The organism is Corynebacterium sp. HMSC036D03 (assembly GCF_001836185.1).
In the GTDB taxonomy this organism is placed as follows: Bacteria; Actinomycetota; Actinomycetes; order Mycobacteriales; family Mycobacteriaceae; genus Corynebacterium; species Corynebacterium simulans.
Genome location: NZ_KV827749.1, coordinates 296,881 through 318,215, shown reverse-complemented (window position 1 = coordinate 318,215; position 21,335 = coordinate 296,881). Strand labels below are relative to the sequence as shown.

Below are 21,335 nucleotides of genomic sequence, written 5' to 3'. Positions count from 1 at the left end.
CGCACTAGCTCGCGGAAGCGCTCACGGCCCAGCGGTCCATGTTCCAGCCAATGCCCGCGCTGCCAGTGTAAGGCACTACTCCCTTGACGTTGCGATCCACGATGAACACGCGCGGCTGCGCTGCCACCGGAATGGAAGGCACATCCTCCCAGAGCTTTTCCTCCGCGCCTCGAATCTCCTTCAGATTCGAGATATCGGCATCGGGCGTGGTGTACTCGCTCATTGGATCGACAGGACCCAAGAAGACGTCGATGGTAGGCGTCCATGTAACCGGATCCATCTCGAGGTAATGCTGGGACATGTACTCGGCGGACTGGTCCTCGATGGTGATGCCGGCCGGCTCGCACATGGCCTTAATTTCCTCCACCATCGCGGCATAGCGCTCATCGGGGCCTAAGTAGCCAATCTTGATGGTATTGCCCGAAAGTTCCGAGGCCTTGGTCATGTCCATCTTCTTGTGCGCATCCGCGATATCGCTAAGGTGTGTGCCTACCGGGTCGGAGTGACGCAGGGTGCGCGTGTAGACCGGCGGCACGTCCACGCCGGAGATGTCCGAGCTGACCTTGGCCAGGCGGGACTGGTCGATGCAGGCCGCGAAGGCTTGACGCGCCCACGGCTCCTGAAAGACGCCAGCCTGCGACAGCGTCAACGTATCGGTCAACCCGCCGACGGTGGGCTCAACCTCATAGGGGCTTTCCTCGTCGGCGGCCGGCAGCCACTTCGGCTTAGCGGAGCCTGCGTCGACAACGCGCAGGTTACCAGACTCCCGCAGCGCCTTGGCATCTGCGGTATTTGGCCACACCACAACCTTGTCAGTAGCGGGCTGATCACCAAAGTATTCCTCGTTGGCGCGCAGGATGACCTCGCCGGACTCCCCGACCTTATCCACGACGAAGGGGCCAAAGGAAACCTGCAGCGCGGGATCAAAGTCCTCGGCTGTCGTGGAGAAACCGTAGCGCCAGGTCTCGGCGACCTGTTGCAAGGACGCAGGATCCTGCGTGGACAGCGCCGCGTTGAGCTCTTCTAGGTTCATCCCGGCCTTCTTAGCCACGGCATGCGCCGGCATAACGGTGCCCGGGCCAAAGAGGTAACGCCACCTATCGCCTTGGTCCTTGTTGAAGGTGATGGTGAACTTCTTCGCGTTGGGTGCGCAATCAAATTGCGCGATCTCGCTAGTAAGCGGCATGTGCGAACCAAACTCGGCCGGCATGACGCCAGCGGTATATGCCAGCAGGTAGTCATCGCAGGTCACAGGAATGCCGTCGGAGAAGGTTGCCTGCTCCGACAAGGTGAAATTGACCTGCTTATATGGGTTCTCCGGGCTGGCCGGTATCTCCTCGGTCTGCACCAAGTCCGAGTTTGGAATCATCTGCCCCGATGGGCCCGGCATGTAGATGCCTGGGTATAGGCGGCTCGACAGCTGGGCCGCATTCGTAGCGTTGCCAAAGGACGTTCCCGCATTGGTGGTGGCCAGGCGGGTATTGACCATGTAGCCGAAGTAATCGGTGGATTTGGGTCCGGCGTTCTTTGCATCCTCCGCGGAATCCTCGCCCGGTCCATTCGAACACGCCGTTGCGCTTAGCCCGACAACGGCGAGGAGCGCCATCGCAGCTCGCTTGCTCCAATGACGCTCGTTCTGTGGTGTGTTTACCACGGTAGTACTCGCTCCTTTTTCGCCCCGTTGTACTTAACGGCCCGGGCGCCAGCTTGCGCCAGCGCTGCCCGGCGTATCCAGGTTACGCGGGGTGCCATTCTCGCCAGTGCTTGGCGACGCCGCCTTCTCGCCTGTTGCCGCACGCTGCGGCGAAGCCACGGTTCGCGAACCCTTGGCTGCCTCTGTTGTGTCTTCTTCGGTGGCATCCTCGCCGTGCTCGGCGCGGAAGGCCTTGACGGCAGCATTGTGCTTCTTTACTGCCTTGCGGCGGTTAGCCAAGGTAACCAGCAATGGAGTAGCAAGGAAGAGCGAGGAGAAAATGCCCTCGATAACGCCGATCAGCTGGATAAGCGCGAGATCGCGCAGAGTGCCGATGCCCATGAGCCAGACCGCGATAACAAACAGCGCGATGATTGGCAGCACGGAGATGATCGAGGTGGAAATCGAACGCATGACGGTCTGGTTCGTAGCCAAGTTGGCCAGCTCGCCGTAGGTGCGCTTGCGCTGCCCCTCGAAGCCTTCGGTGTTCTCGTTGACCTTGTCGAAGACGATGACAGAGTCATAGATGGAGAAGGTCAGAACGGTCAGCAGACCAATAATGACGGCCGGGGAAACCTCCAAGCCGAACAAGGCGTAAATGCCGGCGATGATCACGCCGTCGAGAATCAGCGCCAAAATGGCGGCGAAAGCCATGTCGCGCTGCAAGCGCACTGCCACGTAGATGGTGGCGGCGACCAAGAATACGAGCATGGCCAGCAACATGCGCTCGGTGATGGAAGAACCCCAGGACTCAGAGACCGTGGAGGAGCCAATCGCATCCGGAGTGGCCTCGCCGGACTCATCCTTCGGCTCGTACTTTTCAAAGATGGCCTGGCGAGCGGTGTCGACCTGCTCCTGGGATAGGCGCTCGGTGGTGATCTCCAAGGTGCGGGAATCGCCAGCACCGACGATCTGCACCATCTCCGGCTCGATGCCGGTTGCTTCCTCGAAGGTGTCTCCTACCTGCTCGGCCACGAGGTCGCCTGCAGGCATGTTGAGCTTGGTACCGCCCTCGAAGTCGAGGGAAAGGCTAAAGCCGCGGATGGCAATCGCCAGGATGGCAGCAACCACGAGGGCTGCGGTGATGGCGTACCAGGTCTTGGAACGGCCAATGAAATCGAATCCGCCCTCGTCCTCGTAGAGGCGGTCCAGCTTGGAAATTTTGTGGGACTTAACGCTAGAGGTCATGCTTACTTCTCCTCCTCGGACAGGCGGGACGCATCGGATTTTCCTGCCGCCGGGGTCTTTGCGTAGTAGCCGCGGGCGCGGCGCTCCTCGACGAGCGCGTAGATGCCGCCGAGACCATTCATTGCGGGCTTCGCAGCCGCAGGCTTGCCGCCGATGAGCTGCATGAGCGGCGCCATGACAAGGAAGGAAACAACCAAGTCGAAGGCAGTGGTAAGGCCCATGGTGAAGGCGAAGCCCTTAACCTCACCGATGGAGAGGAAGTAGACGATGACGGCGCCGATGAGCGTCACGGCGTTACCTGTGACGATGGTGGCACGCGAGCGCTCCCAGGCCTTGGTGGCGGCGGAACGGAAGGAGCGGCCCTCGAGCAGCTCATCCTTGATGCGTTCGTAGTAGACCACGAAGGAGTCAGCCGTGGCACCCACACCGATGACCAGACCAGCGATGCCGGAAAGATCCAGGGAGTAACCAATCCAGCGGCCCAGCAGAACCAGGGCGCCGTAGGTCAGGATGCCGGAGGCAACCAGGGTGATAAGGGAAACGCCAGCAAGTGCGCGGAAGTAGTACAGGGAGTATGCAGCCACGAGGAGGAAGCCGACGATGCCGGCGATAAGGCCCGCCTTCAAAGCTGCCTTGCCCAGTGATGGCGGAACAGTCTCGACGGTGCCGCCAGGCTCGCCGTTGGAACCGGTAAAGGAAAGCGGCAGTGCGCCGTACTTCAGGTTATTAGCCAGGCTACTTGCTTCTTCCTGGGAGAAGTCACCGGTGATGGAGGTAGCAGAACCAACCGGGGTTGCTCCCTGGATGACAGGTGCGGAGATAACCGCGGAGTCAAGGGTGATGGCAACCTGCTTCTGCAGGTTCTCCTGGGTCAGCTTGGACCATGTCTCGGAGCCGTTCGGGCCATCGCCGTCCTTGAACGCGAAGCTGATTTCCATCTGGCCGGTCTGTGAGTTCAGGCCACCGTCGATCGGCTTGTTGGTGTCGATCTCGTTACCGGTCAGGCGAGTGCCGTTTGGATCCTTAATGCCCTCGAGAAGCGGGGACGGCGCCAGAATGTACGGCGTCTTATCAGCAAAGTCACAAGCCACGAACTGCTTGGCTGGATCGTCGGTGCCGGCGAGCGGATCGGTATCGGCGTCGCAACGCATCAGTGCGGAAGCCGCGGAGATAGTCGTGGCGTCTTCAGACTGGCGGTCCTTGAGCAGCATCTTAGTCATCTCATCGCGGAAGTCTGCCTTTTCAAGCGAGTTGGAAGGCTCTTCCTTTGGCTTAGCGGTGACCTTCGGTGCCTCGGATTTCTTAGCATCCTTGTTACCAGCCTGCTCTGCGCCCTGCTGGATTGCATCGTTGACCTTCTTCAGGGATTCATTGGCCTGCTCAGGGGTGATAACGCGGTATTCCACCCAGCGGTTAGCCATATCCTGCAAGGTGTCTTCCAGCTTGGACATATCCGGCATCGTCTGCTGCGCAACAGGGCGGAACAGAAGCTGGGAGGTCTGGCCCACTGCCTGTGCCTGGGAGGCGTCCTCGCCAGGGACGGTGATAACGAGGGTGGATCCGTTAATAACCACCTCGGAGCCAGAAACGCCCATACCGTTGACGCGCTGTTCAAGGATGTCGCGTGCCTGCTTGAGCTGATCCGGCGTCGGTTCCTCTCCCTGCGGCACGAGGGTCACGCGGGTACCGCCCTGCAAGTCGATGCCGAGCTTCGTCGAAGCCTCGCGCGGGCCGGTTAGGAAAATAAGGGCGTAAATAGCAACGACGATTAGCGCAAACAAGGCCATGGCGCGCTTGGGCCATTGCCTGTTTTTGTTGCGCAATGCGCCACGATTTTTTGCGGACAAGAAGTTCTCCTGTGCAACTAGAAACAGGGTTTAACAAATTAAAAGTGAATAATTCGTGCGGCCAATGTTTTACTGGCGCACGAGCACGATCCCTCATGATACGTCATGGACGGGCCATTAACTCAACGGGATCTCAGCTGTAGCACTGAGTGTGACCAGTGCTACACCAGCAGCTAACGCTGCGAATCCTCAGCAGACTCAACTGACTCAACAGGCTCAGCGGTCCCATCCGCAACGCGTGCATTGTCGACGTCGCGGGCCTCGCCAGGCTGCTCGGCTTCAACGGTGCGCACGATGGCCATCTTGTCGAAGGTTGCGACAACGCCTTGGGCAATCTGTAGCTGCACATCGCCTTCGGTGGTGGCAACCACGGTGCCGTGCATGCCGCCCGCAGTAATAACTTCCTGCCCCGGGGCCAGGTTCTCCTGGAGGTTGCGCAGCTTGTTCTGGTGCTCCTTCTGCTTCCGCATAGTCATGAAGCTAGGCAGGATAATAAGGAGGGCGATAACGAGTAGAAATGCGTATTCCATAACAGGACAGTGTGCCAGAAACCCACATCTAGCGGCTGCCAAAACGCCGCGACGCGGCTTCTAAAACAGCGTCTCGCCCAACGTACCCTCGGGCGGTTCCAATCCAATATGGCGCCAGGCGGCTGCGGTAGCCACGCGGCCCCGGCCAGTGCGGGCAACCATGCCGGCGCGCACGAGGTACGGCTCGCAGACTTCCTCCACCGTGGAAGGCTCCTCACCCACCGCTACTGCGAGGGTGTTGACACCAACCGGGCCGCCGCCGTGGCCCTTGATGAGTGCTTCCAGCACCGCGCGGTCGAGGCGGTCCAGACCTTTTTCATCGACGTCGAAGACGGCCAGCGCGCCCTGCGCTGCGGCGAGGTCAATGTGGCCGTCACCGTTGACCTCGGCAAAGTCACGCACGCGGCGCAGCAGGCGATTCGCAATACGCGGCGTACCGCGCGAGCGAGAACCGATCTCTACGGCAGCATCTTCATCGATGGAAACGTCCAAAATCTTTGCCGCACGGGTGATTACTCGTGTCAGATCAGCAGTGTCGTAGTACTCCATCTGCGCAGTGAAACCAAAGCGGTCACGCAACGGGCCGGTTAGCATGCCGGCGCGGGTGGTAGCGCCCACCAAGGTAAAAGGCGGAATCTCTAACGGGATGGAAGTAGCACCAGGGCCCTTGCCCACAATGACATCGATGCGGAAATCCTCCATCGCCATGTACAGCATTTCTTCTGCCGGACGTGCGATGCGGTGGATCTCATCGATGAATAGGACGTCACCCTCCATCAGATTAGACAGCATGGCAGCCAGGTCACCGGCACGCTCTAGCGCTGGGCCGGAGGTCATGCGCAATGACGTGCCGAGTTCCTGCGCAATGATCATCGCCATGGTGGTCTTACCCAGGCCAGGCGGGCCCGAGAGCAACACGTGGTCTGGAGTTACCCCACGGTTCTTAGCACCCTTCAACACCAGTGAGAGCTGTTCGCGCACTTTGGGCTGGCCGATGAATTCCTCAATGGACTTCGGACGCAAGGAACGCTCAATGTCGTGCTCACCCACCTGCTCGCTCGCGTCAACGTCGAGGTTGCGCTGCGGCACGCTCGGGTCAGCTAGCCCCTCAGGGAGCTGAAACTCAGTGCGTTCTACATCGGACATGCATTCTCACTTAATTTAGATAGTCGGGCGGGGGTTCAGGCTCAAAGTGAATATGAACTGCGAAAGTTACTTCTTGCGTCCCAATTGTGCCAGTGCGCCGCGCAGGACGGTGGAAGTCTCTGCTGCCGGATCTGTCTCCACAATAGATTCCACGACGGGCCGCGCCGCCTTATCGCTAAAGCCCAGTCCAACGAGCGCTTCCACGACCTGCTCGACTACCGGTGCATTGGCCACAGCGGAAGTACCCGTTGTAGCTTCGCCGGCCCCTGCTTGCGGGGCAAAGACGCTGACCTTGTCCTTCAGCTCTAGCGCTAGGCGTTCTGCCATGCGCTTGCCCACTCCAGGAATAGACTGCAATGTCTTTGCATCACCGCTAGAGATTGCCGCTGCCAACTGCCCCGCTCCCATCACGGACAGCGCCGCTACCGCCAGCTTTGGCCCCAAGCCGGAGACGGACTGCAGCACGTGGAACATCTCGCGGTCTTCATCGTTGCCGAAACCGTACAAAGTCATGGAGTCTTCCTTGACCACCATGGAGGTAAGCACGGTGGCTTCCTCCCCGCGGCGCAGGCTTCCGAGAGTTACTGGGGTGGCGAGAAACTTATACCCCACGCCCGCGCATTCGATGACAGCGTGGTCGAGGCCGATGGTCAACACGGTTCCGCGTAGCGAGGCAATCATGTGGGTGGGGCTCCTTTATTTGACGGGATGAAATCTAAAGCGAAGAAACAGTAAGTAAAGCAGTGCGAGTCTAGATAGCGTCATGCTGGCCAGCGCCGCGGCTAAGTACCAGACGATGTCCGCGGCTTATTGGCCCGGCCCTTCACGCCGCTGGTCTTAGGCCAAGAGCCGGTGCTCTCCCCCACGCGGGCCAAAGCGGGTGCACGCCAACAGTGACAAACGGCAAGCGCTAGGGCATCGGCGGCGTCGGCAGGCTTGGGTGCTTCACTCAAGCCAAGGATACGGGTAATCATTACCGTCATCTGCTTCTTATCGGCGCGGCCATTGCCGGAGATGGCTTTCTTTACCTCAGACGGGGTGTACATGTGCACTGGGATGTTGCGCTCAGCAGCAGCAAGCACCACTACGCCAACCACATGGGCGGTCTGCATGACGGTGGAGACCTCGCCGCGTTCGAAGACGCGCTCGATAGCGACCACATCGGGACGGTAATCATCCATCCACTCTTTAACTGCCACCGAAAGACGCAGCAGACGCTCGGTTAGCTCTTTATCGCTCGGCGTACGTGCCACACCGACTGCCACGGGAATCACCGCGCGGCCGCGCCCAGCCTGGACCACCGAAAGGCCACAGCGGGTAAGACCTGGGTCAATGCCCATGACGCGCAAGCCTTCAAGGTTCACGGCAAGCCTTTCTGTGGGTAGTTGAATTTGGAATCCGAGCGAAGTTCAAGAAAAAGATCCAACCACATCATACACACACATGTTCTAAAAATGGAGCGGGGCCAAAACGAGCAACCGCGCCTTTTCTCCTTATCGCCTAAGCAGGGCGGAGAATAAAGCGCGGTGCGAAGTAGCAGAGCCTGACTAAATGCTAGTCCTGCTCGAGCTCAGCCAGAACCTCTTCAGAAAGATCCATGTTGGTGTAGACGTTCTGCACGTCATCAGATTCTTCCAGTGCGTCGATGAGGCGGAAGATCTTGCGAGCGTCAGCGGCACCCAGCGGAACCTCAACGGATGCGCGGAAGTCGGTGTCATTGTCGTCGACCTCGATGCCAGCCTCAACCAGGGCTTCCTTAACTGCCGGGATATCGCCCGGCTGGCAGACAACCTCGAACTTCTCGCCCAGGTCGTTGACCTCTTCAGCGCCTGCTTCCAGAACTGCCATCAGGACGTCATCCTCGCTCAGCTCGCCCTTGTTGACCAAAACAATGCCGGTGCGGGAGAACATGTAGGCAACGGAACCGGACTCGCCGAGGTTGCCGCCGTTCTTGGACATTGCGGTGCGAACATCGGTGGCTGCACGGTTGCGGTTATCGGTAAGGCACTCGATGAGCATTGCCACACCGTTCGGGCCGTAGCCCTCGTACATGATGGTCTCCCAGTCGGCACCGCCGGCCTCTTCGCCGGAGCCGCGCTTACGGGCGCGCTCGATGTTATCGTTCGGCACGGAGGCCTTCTTGGCCTTCTTGATCATGTCATCGAGAGTCGGGTTAGCAGCCGGATCGCCACCACCGGTGCGGGCCGCGACCTCGATGTTCTTAATCAGCTTGGCAAATTCCTTGCCACGCTTGGCATCGTTAGCAGCCTTCTTGTGCTTGGTAGTAGCCCATTTGGAGTGTCCGGACATTTCATCCCTTTCATTGTGGCTCTATGAAACTGCCTGCAATTATACGGACGGGCGTAGAGCAGTTGAAAACAGCCCCCACCGTTTTCCGGCGTTTGAGTGAATATTTTTCTAGACGTTTTGCCAATTGCCGTTGTGCGAGCCTACCTGCATGCCCTCGCGCACGGTTCGGGTAAGCCCTTCCTGGACCACCACGGCAACCAAATCCCCGCCTTGGTTAAAGATCTTTCCGGTGGCCAGACCGGTCGCATTCTGCGCGGATGGTGATTCCTGCACATACAGCAACCACTCATTAACACGCACTGGACGCAGGAACCAGATCGAGTGATCCAGGCTGGCAAGCTGTACTTGCTCGCCTTGGTGTGGCAGCAGAGAAGCACGGATTAAGGTCATGTCAGACATATAGGCAAGTGCCGCACGGTGGGCATCCTGGCTGCTTTCTGACGCCGCAAATTCTTGCGAGGTATTGCGGAACCACACGTAGCGGAACCCAGCGCCTGTGGCTTCGGCAAGTTCAGGGTCACGGCTTTCCTGCGGGACCAAACGGATATCCCAGTCTTCCCACTCGCGCAGGATGATGCGGGTGGAATAAGGAGCACCACCGCCGGCGGCGGCCGCCTCCTCCGGGCCCATAACCTCCGGCATGGCGTCCTGGTGCTCAGGACCAAAGTCATCGGCGATGTGGAAACCCGCGTTGAGCATGAAAATCAGGCGATCGTCTTGAAAGATGCGCACCTGACGGGTAGCAAAGGAACGGCCGTCCCGCACGCGCTCTACCTCGGCACGCGCAGGCGCGGCGGCATCACCTGGGCCCACGAAGTAGCCATGCAAGGAATGCACGAGCTTTCCTTCAACGGTGTGCTGGGCTGCAGCGAGCGCCTGGGCCACCACCTGCCCGCCAAAGGTGCGCGCAATCTGGGACGGAACCATGGGCACGGAAAAGACATCACCCTGAGCCTTTTCGTTCAGCGGCGCTAGATCAATAACCTCGCACACCTTAGCCATTACCTACGCGGGACTCCCCTCTTTGCTCAACGCGCAACCTTAACGTGCGCTCTTCACATGCAACCCTGTCAACTTTACCTGTGCGCCGGGCTAGCGCGTAGGATATGCCGCATGTCTTTTTTACGCCCTGCTCGCCTGCACCGCGTCGTTGCCTACCTGGAGATGTTCACGTGGGCATTTCTTATTTTCTCTATGGTCCTGAAGTACTCCGGCGTGACGGAGGCTCTAACTCCTATCGCGGGCGGTATCCACGGTTTTGGTTTCCTCTGCTTCATCGTCGTGGGCGTCATGGTGTGGATCAATAACAAGTGGTCCTTTGGCCTGGGCATGTTGGGGCTTATCGTTTCGGTCATACCTTTTGCCGCACTCCCGTTTGCGCTATGGGCGGACAAGCACGATAAGTTCCTGCCGCATTGGCGCTTTAGCGATTCTGAGCAGCCGCACGGCCTTGCCGAGCAGCTTTTGGCCCAGGTAGTGCGCTTCCCAGTGCGCACTCTGAGCGTGTTCGTCGTAATCATTGCGCTGGTCTTTGGCGTTCTGCTGATGCTCGGGCCACCCGTCGATGTCGAATCCACTATCGAGTCGAACATCTAATAGCATTACTTAGGTGAAAATTTTTCGTTCCGTTCCAGCAGTTTGGACTGGCTGGATTTGTTTCCGGCTTATCCTCATCGGACTGCTGCAATGGAACAACGTCCCGCTAGGAGATATTTCCTATTACTTCTCCGAGCGTTTTGGGACAAACTCCTCGGATATGACCGAGTACCCGCACCCTGGCACGTGGCCTTCAATTCTCGTCGGCTGGTTGAGCGGCCCGAATCAGACCAGCTTTACCGGTATTTTTACAGGGCTGTGCCTGCTTGTCGACGCCGCTTTCCTCATGGTCTTGCTTCACGGCTGGCGCCGCAAGCCGCAGGCCTTCGTCGCCGCATGGTTTTGGGTTATCTTTGGAACCGCAGTGGGTCAGGTCTTTGTCTGGCGCCTCGATATTTTTCCGGCTCTGGCAGTTGCTGCCGCAGGAATGCTTCTTGGCCGCAACTCGCGGCTTGCGGCGGCGTTGCTTGGCCTTGCCACCACGATGAAGCTGTGGCCCGGCGTGCTCGCCGCAGGCCTGGTTGGCCGCTTCAATGCCCGTGCGACTTGGCAGCGCCTTAGCGCGTTCGTCGCTTCCATCGTGGGCATCTGCATGCTCGTCATCGCTTTCAATGACGTCGAGCGCCTCATTTCCCCGCTGCGCTACCAAGGGGTACGGGGACTGCAGGTGGAATCGATACCTGCAACACTTCCGGTATTTGCCTCGCATCTTTTCCCGGACACTTGGTCCATCGGCTACGCTGCCTCCAAGAGTTTTGAAATCACCGGCCCTTGGGTTAGCGCGCTGTTAGTTCTTAGCAACGTTTTGACCTTGGCGATGCTGTTTTTCGCTATCGGCTTCGCACTCATGCGCTTCCGCAACGGCAACTGGGGTGCGCGCAGCACGCTGGCCTTTTTCATCACGATGATCTGCCTGCTTTTTATCAGCAACAAGGTCTTTTCCACCCAGTACATCATCTGGCTCGGCCCGATCTTGGCGATAGCGCTCAAGCATGCCTGGCCGCGTGCCTCATCGGTTGCACATCAACTTATCGACGAAAAAGTAGGCAAAGTGCTGCGCAACCTCGCACTGTGCACGCTTGCTGCGGCTGCACTGGGCACACTGGTCTACCCGTTCAACTATGACGCGGTGCTTTACGCGGGCCGCGACGGCCTCTTCCCTGCCTTCTTGTTGCTGGCGCGCAACGTGCTCATCCTCGTGATGACAGGCCTTGCTTTGTCTTGGCTGCGCTTGGAGCTCAAGCGCGAAAACACTAGCTCTACCAAGCAAGCAGCCAAGCAAACAACCCAGTAGCAGGAACTACTCAGTGATCCGCAGCTGGCTGAGCTCGAAGAACTCCGGCAGCGGTGCCGTGCCGCCCAGGCGGAACATGCGCACAAGGGGGCGTAGGCGTAGCGAGCGGGTATCGCTGACGGCTTCGTTGTAGAAGCGATGAGCAAGGTGGATGCGCCCCTCGGCGTCGGCAAGCAATGCGGGACGCTCGGCAAAGCGCTCGTTGACCGCGATAGACAGCTCCCGCTCGTGGGCCGAACGCGTCTCAAAATGGCCCTGGGTAAGCTCGCTCGACTCCGCGCGGGAGGCAACCTCCTCCAGCTCCGGCGCTAGTGCTGCCACGACGGCGGCGCGGCGATCAAGGGTGGCCTCCAACTGCGCCAAAGCCGCATCCGTGCGGATGTGCAGGGAGTTCAACCGCTGCGCGGTGAAATAGGCCCACATCAAGATGAGCACGAGCGCGACGGTCGCGATAACCAGTTCTACTGCCATAGTCTTTTCCTGCTCTTAAATCTGATGTGGGTAAAGGGCGGCAACGCCCGCTTCTACTTGGTGCGGACCTTAGTTCCGTCCTGCACAGTCTCATAAACCTGCATCACGGCAGCGGCCACGTGGTCCCAATCGTAGTTGCGAGCGCGCTCGGTACCGGCTTCAATTAAAGCATTGCGCTTATCTTTGTCTTGCAGGACAAGGCTGAGCACCCGCGCGAGGTCGCGGGCATCCTCGTTGCGGAACAACGCACCGGCTGGGGTCTCAGAATTGGCATCGCAAACGGCGGCAAAGGCTTCAAGATCGGAAGCTACCACCGCGCAACCTGCAGCCATCGCCTCTACCAGGACGATGCCGAAGCTTTCGCCGCCGGTGTTAGGAGCGACATAGATATCAGCGCGGCCGAGGATCTCCGCCTTTTCCACATCACTCACGCGGCCAACGAAATCCACTCCCTCAACCTCACGCGGGCGGCCGCCGCCCATGACGGTGACCTTGACGTCCGTGTCCACCATCGTGAGGGCCTCCAGCAAAATATCCAGGCCCTTGCGTGGCTCGTCGAGACGCCCCAAGAACACAATCTCGGGCACCTTCTGCCCGGATTGCCCTGGCTGCCCTTCTTGGTCTGGTTGCGCAGCGACGCGCTTGCGGGCAGCCGCATACACGGAGGTATCCACGCCATTCGGAATAAGTACTGGGTCGCCGCCGAGTTGTTCCACCTGCCAGCGGCGGGCCATCTCTGAGACGGCAATGCCGCCGCGCACCTTCTCCAGAATTGGTGTGAGGAAAGGCTTGGCCAGCTTCAACACGAGCGAGCTAGAAGCCGAGGCGTGATAGGTCGCCACGATGGGACCTTTGGCTTGTGCCAACGCAACCATGGAGTAGCTCGGCGAGTTCGGCTCATGGATGTGCAGCACGTCGAAGTTGCCGCGTTCGATAAACTTCTTGGCGTTGCGCTTTACCTGCGGGCCTACGGACAAGCGGGCCACGGAGCCGTTGTAGGTAATCGGAATGGCGCGCCCGCCTTTCATAACAAAGCTCGGCAGCTGTGTCTCCGGCGCTGCTGGGCCAAGGACCTCCACGTGATGGCCTTGCTCGATAAAGACGGTGGCCAAATCCAAGATGTGGGCCTGCACGCCGCCTGGCTCATCAAAGGAATACGGGCATACGATTCCGATACGCACTACTGCCTACTTCCCTACTTTTTACCGTTATCTTCGAGCTTTTCTTGGGACGTACGCTTGTCCTTGGCCGCGCGGCGTTTAACGTCTGCGTTCCACTGCGGCTGCAGCATATGCCAGTCCGCCGGGTGAGCCTTGATGTTCGCGGCGAAGCCATCGGCCAGGCGTTGGGTAGTCTCCTGCACATTGGTGACTTCCACCTGCGGACTGACGGAAAGGCCCCAGCCTTCATCCTCGAACCAGGAGTGGACCACGTGCAATGCCGCCCCGGTTTCCATGGCCAAGCGGGCCGGGCCGGCAGCCATGTTGGCTTCCTCGCCCATGAAGTCGACCGTGACGCCAGTGCGAGTGAGGTCGCGCTCGGCCACCAAGCAGACCACGCCACCTGCTTCCAAGACTTCCTTGAGCCGGCCAAACGGTGAGGTCTTCTCTCCTGTCAGGGCGATGACCTCAAAGCCTAGGGACTCGCGGAAGTCCACGAAGGCGTCGAAAAGCACCTCCGGCTTAAGCCTTTCTGCAACCGTTGTGAATTGGCCATAGTGGCCCACCAGAAACACCCCGGCCATGTCCCAGTTGCCAGTGTGCGGAAGCGCCAAGATGACGCCTTTGCCGCGGGCCATGGACTCGTCGAAGTTCTCTAAGCCCTGCAAACCGGAAAGCAGCTTGGCGTGCAGATCCGGGTCCTGATGGATCGACGGCAGGCAGAATGCCTCCCGCCAGTAGCGCATATAGGAACGCATGGAATTGCGCACCAACTCGCGCGTGACGTTTTCTGGGCCCACCACGCGCGCTAAGTTTCGGCGCAGTTGCTCCATGCCGCGGCCATCATCGCTGGCGCGGTCTGCGCCCCAGTCAAAAAGACGCTTGGCCCACTTCTCCGGCAACAAACGCACCAGCCGCCACCCGGCTAAGTAGCCGGCGGCAGACAGCTGCTCACGGTCTAATCCAGGAAGAAGGGCCATAGGCATTAATCCTTAAAGGTCTGGGGTGAAACGGGCCTTCGTGTCCTGGCGGGCAGCCTGGACCATGCGCTGAATGACGGTAAAGATGGAACCGAATACAAGGATCCACAGGGCGATCTCGATGGCGTCGGGAACGCCCAAGCCCTCCAAGCCAATACCGGCCAGGCCGATGATGAGGCGCTCTGGGCGCTCGATCAGGCCGCCAACCATCTTGAAGCCAGAAGCCTCGCCACGGGCCTTGATATAGGAAATGACCTGCGAAGAAACCAGCACGATGAGGCAGGCCACCACGTGGATGGGGCGAGCGTTATCGACGTAGACCAGCCAGTACAAGATGGCAGAAAACAGGGCGCCGTCGGTGATGCGATCACAGGAGGCATCGAGAGTCGCGCCGAACTTGGACCCGCCCGTGGTCATGCGGGCCATCGTGCCGTCGAGCATGTCAAAGGCTGCAAAGAGACCAGAGAGCACTGCTGCCGCGAACAGGTGATCGAGAGGAATGCAGACGACTGCGATAGCAATGGTGACAAGAGTGCCGACGATGGTGACCACGTTGGGGGTCAGCCCCATCTTCAGAAACAGCTTTGCCACGGGTTCCACGACGACTGCCGCTGGCTTTCGCCCGTGAACGCTAAGCATGCGAATCCTCCTCATCGATCTCCCGCCAGCCTTGGGCCAAAAGGGCGCGAGTCTCTTGTAATAACTGAGGCAACACTTTAGTGCCCTCCAAGACAGTCATAAAGTTGCTGTCACCGGCCCACCGGGGAACCACATGCAAATGTAAGTGATCTCCCACGGAACCGCCAGACGCCTTGCCCAAGTTGAAGCCCACGTTGATTGCTTCCGGCTTGGACACGCGCTTTAAAACACGTACCGCCTTTTGGGCAAAAGCCATAAGCTCGTGGGATTCCTCTAGAGTCAAGTTCTCCAGCTGGGATTCCTTGCGATAAGGCACCACCATTAGATGTCCCGAGTTATAGGGAAAAAGGTTCAGCAAAGCGTAGACATACTCGCCGCGGGCAATGATTAGCCCATCCTCATCGCTGCCCTTGGGAGCCTCAACGAAGGGGTCCTTCGAACGCTTCGAGATATACGCCATCCGGTAGGGAGCCCACAGCCGCTCAAGGCGGTCTGGTTCCCCTGCCCCGGAATCGACGAATTGCTCGTTAGCGTCGTGCACTGATCAACTCTTCGTTCGGCTGCTCGTTGATGCGCTCAGCAACCCATGCGGCGATGAGCTCGATAGCCTCATCCACCGGCACGCCGTTGACCTGCGAACCGTCCAAGAAGCGGAAAGAGACAGCATTTGCGTCGACGTCGCGCTCGCCGGCGAGCAGCATGAAAGGCACCTTGCCGGTGGTGTGATTGCGGATCTTCTTCTGCATGCGGTCGTCAGAGGTATCTACATCGGCACGGATGCCGCGCTTGCGCAGCTTCGCAGCGATCTCCTCCAAGTGCGGGGAAAACTCGTCTGCAACCGGGATGCCAACTACCTGGTGCGGAGCCAGCCATGCCGGGAATGCGCCGGCGTAGTGCTCCAGCAGCACGCCGAAGAAGCGCTCGATGGAGCCGAACAGCGCGCGGTGAATCATGATCGGGCGCTGCTTGGTACCGTCGGACGCGGTGTACTCGAGCTCGAAGCGCTCCGGCAGGTTGAAGTCCAGCTGCACGGTAGACATCTGCCAGGTACGGCCGATGGCATCGCGCGCCTGCACGGAGATCTTCGGCCCGTAGAAGGCAGCACCTGCAGGATCCGGAACCAGGTCCAGGCCGGACTTTTCAGCCACCGACTGCAGGATGGAAGTCGAACGCTCCCAGATCTCGTCAGTACCGACATACTTGTTCGGATCCTTGGTGGAAAGCTCGAGGTAGAAGTCATCCAGGCCGTAGTCCTTCAACAAGGAAATGATGAAGTCCAAAACCTTGGTCAGCTCTTCTTCCAGCTGCTCCGGGGCGCAGTAGATGTGGGAGTCATCCTGGGTAAAGCCGCGAGCGCGGGTCAGGCCGTGGATAACGCCGGACTTCTCGTAGCGGTAGACAGTACCGAACTCGAACAGGCGCAGCGGCAGCTCGCGGTAAGAACGGCCACGGGAAGCGAAGATGAGGTTGTGCATCGGGCAGTTCATCGGCTTCGCGTAGTAATCCTGCGGCTGCTTGGTGCAGTTACCGTCCTCGTCATACTCGCCGTCCAAAGCCATGGCCGGGAACATGCCGTCCGCGTAGAAGTCCAGGTGGCCAGACTTCTTGAACAAGTCACCCTTGGTCAGGTGCGGGGTGGAGACGAAGGAGTATCCATCCTCAATGTGACGGCGGCGGGAGTGCTCTTCCATCTCCATACGCACGATGGCGCCGTTCGGGTGGAAGACCGGGAAGCCGGAGCCAATCTCATCCGGGAAGGAGAAAAGGTCAAGCTCCTGGCCCAGACGGCGGTGGTCACGCTTTTCTGCCTCCGCAATCATGTGCTGGTAGGCCTCAAGCGCCTCCTTGGACTCGAAAGCGGTGCCGTAGATGCGCTGCAGACCAGCCTTGGACTGGTCACCGCGCCAATAAGCAGCCGAGGAACGGGTCAAGGTAAACGCCGGAATGTACTTGGTGGTTGGCAGGTGCGGACCACGGCAGAGATCGAACCACTCCACCTCGCCGGTGCGCGGGTTGATGTTGTCGTAGTGCGTCAGATCGCCTGCTCCAACCTCTGCTGCCTCATCGGAGTCTGGGTCAACGTTGCCCTTGTCCTGGATGAGCTCCAGCTTGAATGGCTCTTCAGTAAGTGCCGCCTCTGCTTCCTCGTTGGAGGAATACACGCGGCGTTCAAAGCGCTGACCAGTCTTGATGATCTTCTTCATGCGCTTTTCGATCTTCTTCAGATCCTCCGGCGTGAAAGGCTCGGCGGTCTGGAAGTCGAAGTAGAAGCCGTTTTCAATGGCCGGACCGATACCCAGCTTGGTACCCGGGAACTCAGCCTGAACTGCCTGTGCCATCACGTGTGCAGTGGAGTGACGGATGACAGCGCGGCCGTCCTCCTCGCTTGCTGCAACTGGGGTGAATTCGGCGTCGGCAGTCGGCGTATGCGAGAGATCGTAGAGAGCTCCATCGGCGCCGCGTACGACGACGACTGCCTCTGGGCCCTTGTTTGGAAGCTCGAGCTCCCGCATTGCTGCGCCTACGGCAGTGCCTGCTGGCACCTTAAAAGGCTCGTAGTTCACCGGTACAGCTGGAATCATTTCCGCCATTTAGACTTGCGCTCCTTATGCGCTCACGCTTCGATCGACATACCTGGCCGACCAAAGCTAATCGTAGAGTTACAGCGAAAGATTCTACCCCGCTTAACCCTCAAGAAGCGACTCGCCCCAGTAGGAGTTAGAGGTGGTACCGGCCGGTACAAAGTACATGGCTGAGCCGATGTGGGTAATCCACGTATTGAGCAAATCTTGCTCATCAAGGCGGGCTTGAATGGGCTCAAATTGCTTACTCGGATCCTTTTGATAACAGATGAAAATCTGCCCTGCATTAGACAGCTCACCTGGGTTTTCCGCGCTCGGTGGGAGGTTGTAGTTGAACGGCCGGCGCAGAATCTTCTGCTCCGGATGGTCCTTCGGCGGATGGGCGCGCGCCACGTGGGATGCCGGGTCAATTGCCTTCAATCCGAACTTATCGCGCGCGTTGAGGTCCACGGCATCGAATTCCTCGGTGCCGTGCATCGGCGCACCGGAGTCCAGCTTGCGGCCAGTGGAGTTTTCCCTGGAAGCGCGGTCAAGCTCTTCCCACGCGTCCAGATTCATGTGGATTCGGCGCACGACCATGGCGCTGCCGCCGGCGAATTTTCCTTTATCGATCCAGACCTGCTCCCGGAATTCCTCTGGAGTGTGCGGATTGACAGTGCCATCCTTTTGCCCGAAGAGATTGCGCGCGGTCTCCCCCTTCTTCGCGGCGCCGTTGGCATGACCAAAGCCCTGCTGTACCCACTTGGTGTCCACGTAGCTCGCACCCGCACGGGTCATGTGCCGCATCACGTGCGCCGCCGTTAGCGGATCATCGCTGCAAATCTGCAGCACCACATCGCTTTGGCCCCATTCCGGGCGCAACTTATCGCGCTTGTACGCGCGCACATCCCGGAGCCACTCCGGCTTGGCGACGCCCGTCCGGGCAAAGAAGCCTTCTCCCCAACCGCAGGTCACGGTAAGGCTAGCCGGGGTTTGCGCTAGCTCCGGCTCCAGGCTGCCCAAGGGGTTTTCTGCGGTGCACAGTCGGCGTGCGTCCTCAGTCCACAACCGCATCAGTGCCTTGGCGCCTCGCTTGGTGGTGGAATCTTTTAAGTCAAAGCCCACGAGCGCCACGTGTGCCTGCGGCGGGGTCTCGATTCCGGCCTGGTGCTCGCCATCGAATGCGACGATATTATCGCCCATGATCTCGGCTGCTTCATCCTGCGCTGGCTGCCCAGCAGCAGCTGCCGCACCAGACCCAGAGTCAGAATCGTCGCGAGAAGGTGAAGCGCAGCTGGCCACCGCCACCGCGCTGGCCGCGACGGCGCCGCCAACCAGCAGGCCGCGTCGGCTCAAAAACTCCGTGGTCTCACGCGCGGAGGAAGATGCAGATTTTAAGGACTCATCCATGTTCTTTTCCCTACTACTCATTCCAATGCTGGCGCGTGAGTAATCCACCCGCGCGTCGGCTTTAGCCTTTAGTGGTGCGAGTGCTCGCCGTGCTCCATCGAACCGTGGTCCATAGAGCCATGATCCATCGAACCGTGATCCATGCCCGACATGTCGCCGTGGTCCATAGAGCCATGATCCATGCCAGACATGTCGCCGTAGTTCTCATCGCCGGCGCCGATTTCGCGCACCGGCACCTCACCGGCCTCGACCTTGGAACCGTCCTCAAACAAGAGGGTGACCTTGACCGTCTCGCCCGCCATGACTGGTTCCTTCACACCCATCAGCATGAAGTGCTCGCCGCCTGGCTTGAGTTCTGCGGTGCCACCGGCCGGAATCTTCAGGCCGCCCTTCTTTTCCTGCATTACACCGTCAACAACCTCGTGCACCTGGTTCATCTCGGCGTCGATGGAGGAGCTAAAGCCAGTGACGGTGATGTCCTTGTCGGAATCGTTATGGATGGTGCCGAAGATGGCAGTCATCTCCGCATCCTCAGCCATGGCGCGAACCACGCCGTCCTCGATGGTGACATCGCCTGCCTGCTTATCGGAGGCGCTTGCGCTTGCCGGAGCCGCGCTGGTTGCAGCTTCCTTTTCGGCACCGGAATCCTGCTCGCTGTTGGAGCAGCCAGCCAGCCAGAGTGCGCTGACGGCAACGGCAGAAACAACGATATTACGCATCTTCATCATTAGATGTCTTTCTTGTCCAAGCTTTAAGGCGCGAAGGCACTCGTTTTATTTGTGCCTTGCCTGCGTCTTAAAAGGGGTGGTTTTTAAGAGTCCAGGTCATTTGCCCGGCGCATCTTTGCACCGGCCATGATGACCACGGCGACGATAGCCAGAACACCGACGATGCCCAGCGCCCACAGTGCGGCGGGCGGCAGGCCCTCGGAGTTGGTTTCATCTTGTTTAGCAGCAGCGTCATTCGCGTCATCGCCGTCTGCGGCATCGCCCGCTGCGCCGTCGGCAGAGCCGGCAACGCTAAACGGAACGGAACCACGGGTTGCATGCCCGTCCGAGGAGGTGATCTGGAAGCCCACCTGGTACTCGCCAGGTCCCGGCTTTACATCGTCCGGAACCTCGATGGTGAGCTCACGCTGTTTGATTTCGGGCTCGGCGTCGAAAAGCACCTCGCCCGTCTTAGTGTCGGTGACGGCGAAGGTGTTGAAGTCGTCCCTAGGTACTGCGGAAAACTCCAGAGTGATCTCCTCCGGAAACTCCTGCAGCGGAGAATCACTGACCACATTGCCGCCGATCACAGAGTCGTGTGCCAAGGCTGCAGGCGCGGACATGGCGAGCATGGACGCGGCAGCACCGAGCGCAAACAGACTGGTGGAGCGACGAAAGTGCATAGTTTTCTCCTCGAATTGCATGGCTTGCGAATGGGTAAATACATGCTATAACCGCACCCGAAACAATGGCCAATAACCTAAGCCTTGCTTAAAGCAAATCAGGATACCAACAAACTGAACGAGCAGCGGTTGCCTTAGTAGTCGCTGCCCCATTCGACTTAGTTCCCAGTGTCATAGGAAATGTGTTAATGCACACTATTTTCGGTAAATGGTTAACGCCTCCAGGTGGAAATTGACGCACCCGCCAATCGACGCCACGCCCGGTGGGTATGGCTGCCTGTACGAGATAGGACCTTCTAGATCAATTCAACGCAATCATCATTAATCAGCAGCGCCTGCCCATCACGCAAAAGCACCAGGTTCCAGTCTTTTCCGTACTTTTTAACCGTTTCACTAATAACCGAAATTGTGTATGGGCCAGTAGTTCCCTGTGCGTGAGGAACTACAACATAGGGAGTAAGTGATAGAGCCGTACGATCATGCAATTCGGGAACAGCACCTGGATCATCCATAACGGAAATCGGTTCGACCGATGGCCCGGCAAGGACCGCACCCGCCGAGCTGCCAGCATATGGCAAACCGCCGCGAACCGCTTCAGAAAGCAGTTCGAAGGCACCAGACTTCTTTAACTCATACAGTACGCGGTAAGCATTACCGCTTGCGACGTAGACACAATCCGCCTTCTTTACTTGAGTCTCAAACTCTTCAAGCGTGGTATTCGCAACGGTCAGTGAAACAAAGTCGGATGCAATAGAAGCCACTTCTTCCCGCTCCTTCTGTGCAAACGGCACTTCTTCCATCCCCACAGCAGCGTCATCGATGTACAAGATTTTGCCGTGTAAGAATTCGCGCAGCTGCGGATGAAGGTAGGACGCAAGAAACAGTTTCATGGTGCCAGTATGCATGAGCACTCCAAGCGGCGCAGCAATAAGCTCTGCAGGAGCTGCATTCTTCGCCACTGGAATACAGCTCATCCGCATCAAGGTAATGCCAAAGGGGCTAAAGAGTCATAAGTGCTCTTGAAACTTTCAAAGTGCACGACGAAAACGCTCCTGTCAGGAATCCCGAACAGGAGCGTTCTTATTTGAGCGGATGACGAGACTCGAACTCGCGACCCTCA

General features: G+C 59.0%; 21 protein-coding genes. 2 read left to right on the top strand and 19 right to left on the bottom strand.

Annotated features, from left to right (window positions below; translation table 11 throughout):
* Window positions 1–4: 4 nt before the first annotated feature.
* The 9 genes from HMPREF2692_RS11155 to HMPREF2692_RS11115 all read right to left on the bottom strand — a co-directional run bounded on the left by HMPREF2692_RS11155 (window position 5) and on the right by HMPREF2692_RS11115 (window position 9,716).
* The gene (locus HMPREF2692_RS11155) at window positions 5–1,654 is read right to left on the bottom strand and encodes an ABC transporter substrate-binding protein (RefSeq protein ID WP_246823449.1); all 1,650 of its coding nucleotides are present in this window, start codon (window positions 1,652–1,654) and stop codon (window positions 5–7) included.
* Window positions 1,655–1,687: 33 nt separating this feature from the next.
* Window positions 1,688–2,881, bottom strand: a complete 1,194-nt coding sequence (secF, locus tag HMPREF2692_RS11150) for a protein translocase subunit SecF (protein ID WP_061922797.1) — start codon at window positions 2,879–2,881, stop codon at window positions 1,688–1,690.
* 2 nt (window positions 2,882–2,883) lie between these two features.
* Window positions 2,884–4,668 (bottom strand): protein translocase subunit SecD, encoded by a 1,785-nt coding sequence (gene secD, locus HMPREF2692_RS11145; protein WP_201040720.1) that lies wholly within the window; start codon window positions 4,666–4,668, stop codon window positions 2,884–2,886.
* 233 nt (window positions 4,669–4,901) lie between these two features.
* Window positions 4,902–5,258 (bottom strand): preprotein translocase subunit YajC, encoded by a 357-nt coding sequence (gene yajC, locus HMPREF2692_RS11140; protein WP_070433166.1) that lies wholly within the window; start codon window positions 5,256–5,258, stop codon window positions 4,902–4,904.
* Window positions 5,259–5,318: 60 nt separating this feature from the next.
* Entirely contained in the window at window positions 5,319–6,404 is a 1,086-nt protein-coding gene (ruvB, locus tag HMPREF2692_RS11135; protein WP_061922803.1) for a Holliday junction branch migration DNA helicase RuvB, read from the bottom strand.
* A 66-nt stretch (window positions 6,405–6,470) separates the two neighbouring features.
* The gene (ruvA, locus tag HMPREF2692_RS11130; RefSeq protein ID WP_061922806.1) at window positions 6,471–7,085 is read right to left on the bottom strand and encodes a Holliday junction branch migration protein RuvA; all 615 of its coding nucleotides are present in this window, start codon (window positions 7,083–7,085) and stop codon (window positions 6,471–6,473) included.
* Between the two features lie 101 nt (window positions 7,086–7,186).
* Window positions 7,187–7,768 (bottom strand): crossover junction endodeoxyribonuclease RuvC, encoded by a 582-nt coding sequence (gene ruvC / locus HMPREF2692_RS11125; RefSeq protein ID WP_061922809.1) that lies wholly within the window; start codon window positions 7,766–7,768, stop codon window positions 7,187–7,189.
* 190 nt (window positions 7,769–7,958) lie between these two features.
* Entirely contained in the window at window positions 7,959–8,714 is a 756-nt protein-coding gene (locus tag HMPREF2692_RS11120; protein ID WP_061922812.1) for a YebC/PmpR family DNA-binding transcriptional regulator, read from the bottom strand.
* A gap of 108 nt (window positions 8,715–8,822) precedes the next feature.
* Window positions 8,823–9,716 carry an acyl-CoA thioesterase gene (locus tag HMPREF2692_RS11115; protein WP_070498584.1) on the bottom strand — a complete coding sequence of 298 codons (894 nt, stop codon included), beginning with the start codon at window positions 9,714–9,716 and terminating at the stop codon, window positions 8,823–8,825.
* Window positions 9,717–9,827: 111 nt separating this feature from the next.
* On the opposite strand from HMPREF2692_RS11115, the gene HMPREF2692_RS11110 reads away from it, so the two are divergent.
* Window positions 9,828–10,310, top strand: a complete 483-nt coding sequence (locus HMPREF2692_RS11110; RefSeq protein ID WP_062038794.1) for a DUF3817 domain-containing protein — start codon at window positions 9,828–9,830, stop codon at window positions 10,308–10,310.
* Between the two features lie 13 nt (window positions 10,311–10,323).
* Window positions 10,324–11,604: a DUF2029 domain-containing protein gene (locus HMPREF2692_RS11105; protein WP_070823621.1), complete on the top strand. Its 1,281-nt coding sequence runs from the start codon at window positions 10,324–10,326 to the stop codon at window positions 11,602–11,604.
* A gap of 6 nt (window positions 11,605–11,610) precedes the next feature.
* Here the strand turns inward: HMPREF2692_RS11105 and HMPREF2692_RS11100 are convergent, their stop codons facing one another.
* From HMPREF2692_RS11100 to HMPREF2692_RS11055, 10 genes are all read right to left on the bottom strand, one after another.
* Window positions 11,611–12,075 carry a hypothetical protein gene (locus HMPREF2692_RS11100; protein WP_070823619.1) on the bottom strand — a complete coding sequence of 155 codons (465 nt, stop codon included), beginning with the start codon at window positions 12,073–12,075 and terminating at the stop codon, window positions 11,611–11,613.
* A gap of 53 nt (window positions 12,076–12,128) precedes the next feature.
* Window positions 12,129–13,256 (bottom strand): glycosyltransferase family 4 protein, encoded by a 1,128-nt coding sequence (locus tag HMPREF2692_RS11095; RefSeq protein WP_070823617.1) that lies wholly within the window; start codon window positions 13,254–13,256, stop codon window positions 12,129–12,131.
* A 14-nt stretch (window positions 13,257–13,270) separates the two neighbouring features.
* Window positions 13,271–14,215: a phosphatidylinositol mannoside acyltransferase gene (locus HMPREF2692_RS11090; RefSeq protein WP_070823615.1), complete on the bottom strand. Its 945-nt coding sequence runs from the start codon at window positions 14,213–14,215 to the stop codon at window positions 13,271–13,273.
* 12 nt (window positions 14,216–14,227) lie between these two features.
* Complete coding sequence (pgsA, locus tag HMPREF2692_RS11085) at window positions 14,228–14,854, bottom strand: phosphatidylinositol phosphate synthase (protein ID WP_061922830.1); 627 nt, start codon at window positions 14,852–14,854, stop codon at window positions 14,228–14,230.
* Window positions 14,847–15,395 carry an HIT family protein gene (locus HMPREF2692_RS11080; RefSeq protein ID WP_062040476.1) on the bottom strand — a complete coding sequence of 183 codons (549 nt, stop codon included), beginning with the start codon at window positions 15,393–15,395 and terminating at the stop codon, window positions 14,847–14,849. The genes pgsA and HMPREF2692_RS11080 overlap by 8 nt, the downstream gene beginning before the upstream one ends.
* Window positions 15,382–17,445, bottom strand: a complete 2,064-nt coding sequence (gene thrS, locus HMPREF2692_RS11075) for a threonine--tRNA ligase (RefSeq protein ID WP_070823613.1) — start codon at window positions 17,443–17,445, stop codon at window positions 15,382–15,384. Before thrS ends, HMPREF2692_RS11080 begins: the two co-directional genes overlap by 14 nt.
* A gap of 93 nt (window positions 17,446–17,538) precedes the next feature.
* Window positions 17,539–18,825, bottom strand: coding sequence for a Dyp-type peroxidase (locus tag HMPREF2692_RS11070; protein WP_070456539.1), 1,287 nt, complete (start codon window positions 18,823–18,825; stop codon window positions 17,539–17,541).
* Between the two features lie 68 nt (window positions 18,826–18,893).
* A complete protein-coding gene (locus HMPREF2692_RS11065; RefSeq protein WP_070456537.1) occupies window positions 18,894–19,553 on the bottom strand; it encodes a copper chaperone PCu(A)C in 660 nt (219 codons plus the stop codon).
* Window positions 19,554–19,636: 83 nt separating this feature from the next.
* Window positions 19,637–20,215 (bottom strand): copper resistance CopC family protein, encoded by a 579-nt coding sequence (locus tag HMPREF2692_RS11060; protein WP_070456535.1) that lies wholly within the window; start codon window positions 20,213–20,215, stop codon window positions 19,637–19,639.
* 296 nt (window positions 20,216–20,511) lie between these two features.
* A complete protein-coding gene (locus HMPREF2692_RS11055) occupies window positions 20,512–21,189 on the bottom strand; it encodes a Type 1 glutamine amidotransferase-like domain-containing protein (RefSeq protein ID WP_246815636.1) in 678 nt (225 codons plus the stop codon).
* Window positions 21,190–21,335 lie beyond the last annotated feature (146 nt).

Excerpts from the sequence above, each read along its gene's own strand:
- secF (WP_061922797.1), bottom strand. The coding sequence starts at position 2,881 with ATGACCTCTAGCGTTAAGTCCCACAAAATTTCCAAGCTGGACCGCCTC.
- HMPREF2692_RS11110 (WP_062038794.1), top strand. The coding sequence starts at position 9,828 with ATGTCTTTTTTACGCCCTGCTCGCCTGCACCGCGTCGTTGCCTACCTG.
- HMPREF2692_RS11090 (WP_070823615.1), bottom strand. The coding sequence starts at position 14,215 with ATGGCCCTTCTTCCTGGATTAGACCGTGAGCAGCTGTCTGCCGCCGGC.
- HMPREF2692_RS11120 (WP_061922812.1), bottom strand. The coding sequence starts at position 8,714 with ATGTCCGGACACTCCAAATGGGCTACTACCAAGCACAAGAAGGCTGCT.
- ruvB (WP_061922803.1), bottom strand. The coding sequence starts at position 6,404 with ATGTCCGATGTAGAACGCACTGAGTTTCAGCTCCCTGAGGGGCTAGCT.
- HMPREF2692_RS11070 (WP_070456539.1), bottom strand. The coding sequence starts at position 18,825 with ATGGATGAGTCCTTAAAATCTGCATCTTCCTCCGCGCGTGAGACCACG.
- yajC (WP_070433166.1), bottom strand. The coding sequence starts at position 5,258 with ATGGAATACGCATTTCTACTCGTTATCGCCCTCCTTATTATCCTGCCT.
- thrS (WP_070823613.1), bottom strand. The coding sequence starts at position 17,445 with ATGGCGGAAATGATTCCAGCTGTACCGGTGAACTACGAGCCTTTTAAG.
- secD (WP_201040720.1), bottom strand. The coding sequence starts at position 4,668 with ATGGCCTTGTTTGCGCTAATCGTCGTTGCTATTTACGCCCTTATTTTC.
- HMPREF2692_RS11055 (WP_246815636.1), bottom strand. The coding sequence starts at position 21,189 with ATGAGCTGTATTCCAGTGGCGAAGAATGCAGCTCCTGCAGAGCTTATT.
- ruvA (WP_061922806.1), bottom strand. The coding sequence starts at position 7,085 with ATGATTGCCTCGCTACGCGGAACCGTGTTGACCATCGGCCTCGACCAC.
- HMPREF2692_RS11060 (WP_070456535.1), bottom strand. The coding sequence starts at position 20,215 with ATGCACTTTCGTCGCTCCACCAGTCTGTTTGCGCTCGGTGCTGCCGCG.
- HMPREF2692_RS11100 (WP_070823619.1), bottom strand. The coding sequence starts at position 12,075 with ATGGCAGTAGAACTGGTTATCGCGACCGTCGCGCTCGTGCTCATCTTG.
- HMPREF2692_RS11065 (WP_070456537.1), bottom strand. The coding sequence starts at position 19,553 with ATGATGAAGATGCGTAATATCGTTGTTTCTGCCGTTGCCGTCAGCGCA.
- HMPREF2692_RS11115 (WP_070498584.1), bottom strand. The coding sequence starts at position 9,716 with ATGGCTAAGGTGTGCGAGGTTATTGATCTAGCGCCGCTGAACGAAAAG.
- pgsA (WP_061922830.1), bottom strand. The coding sequence starts at position 14,854 with ATGCTTAGCGTTCACGGGCGAAAGCCAGCGGCAGTCGTCGTGGAACCC.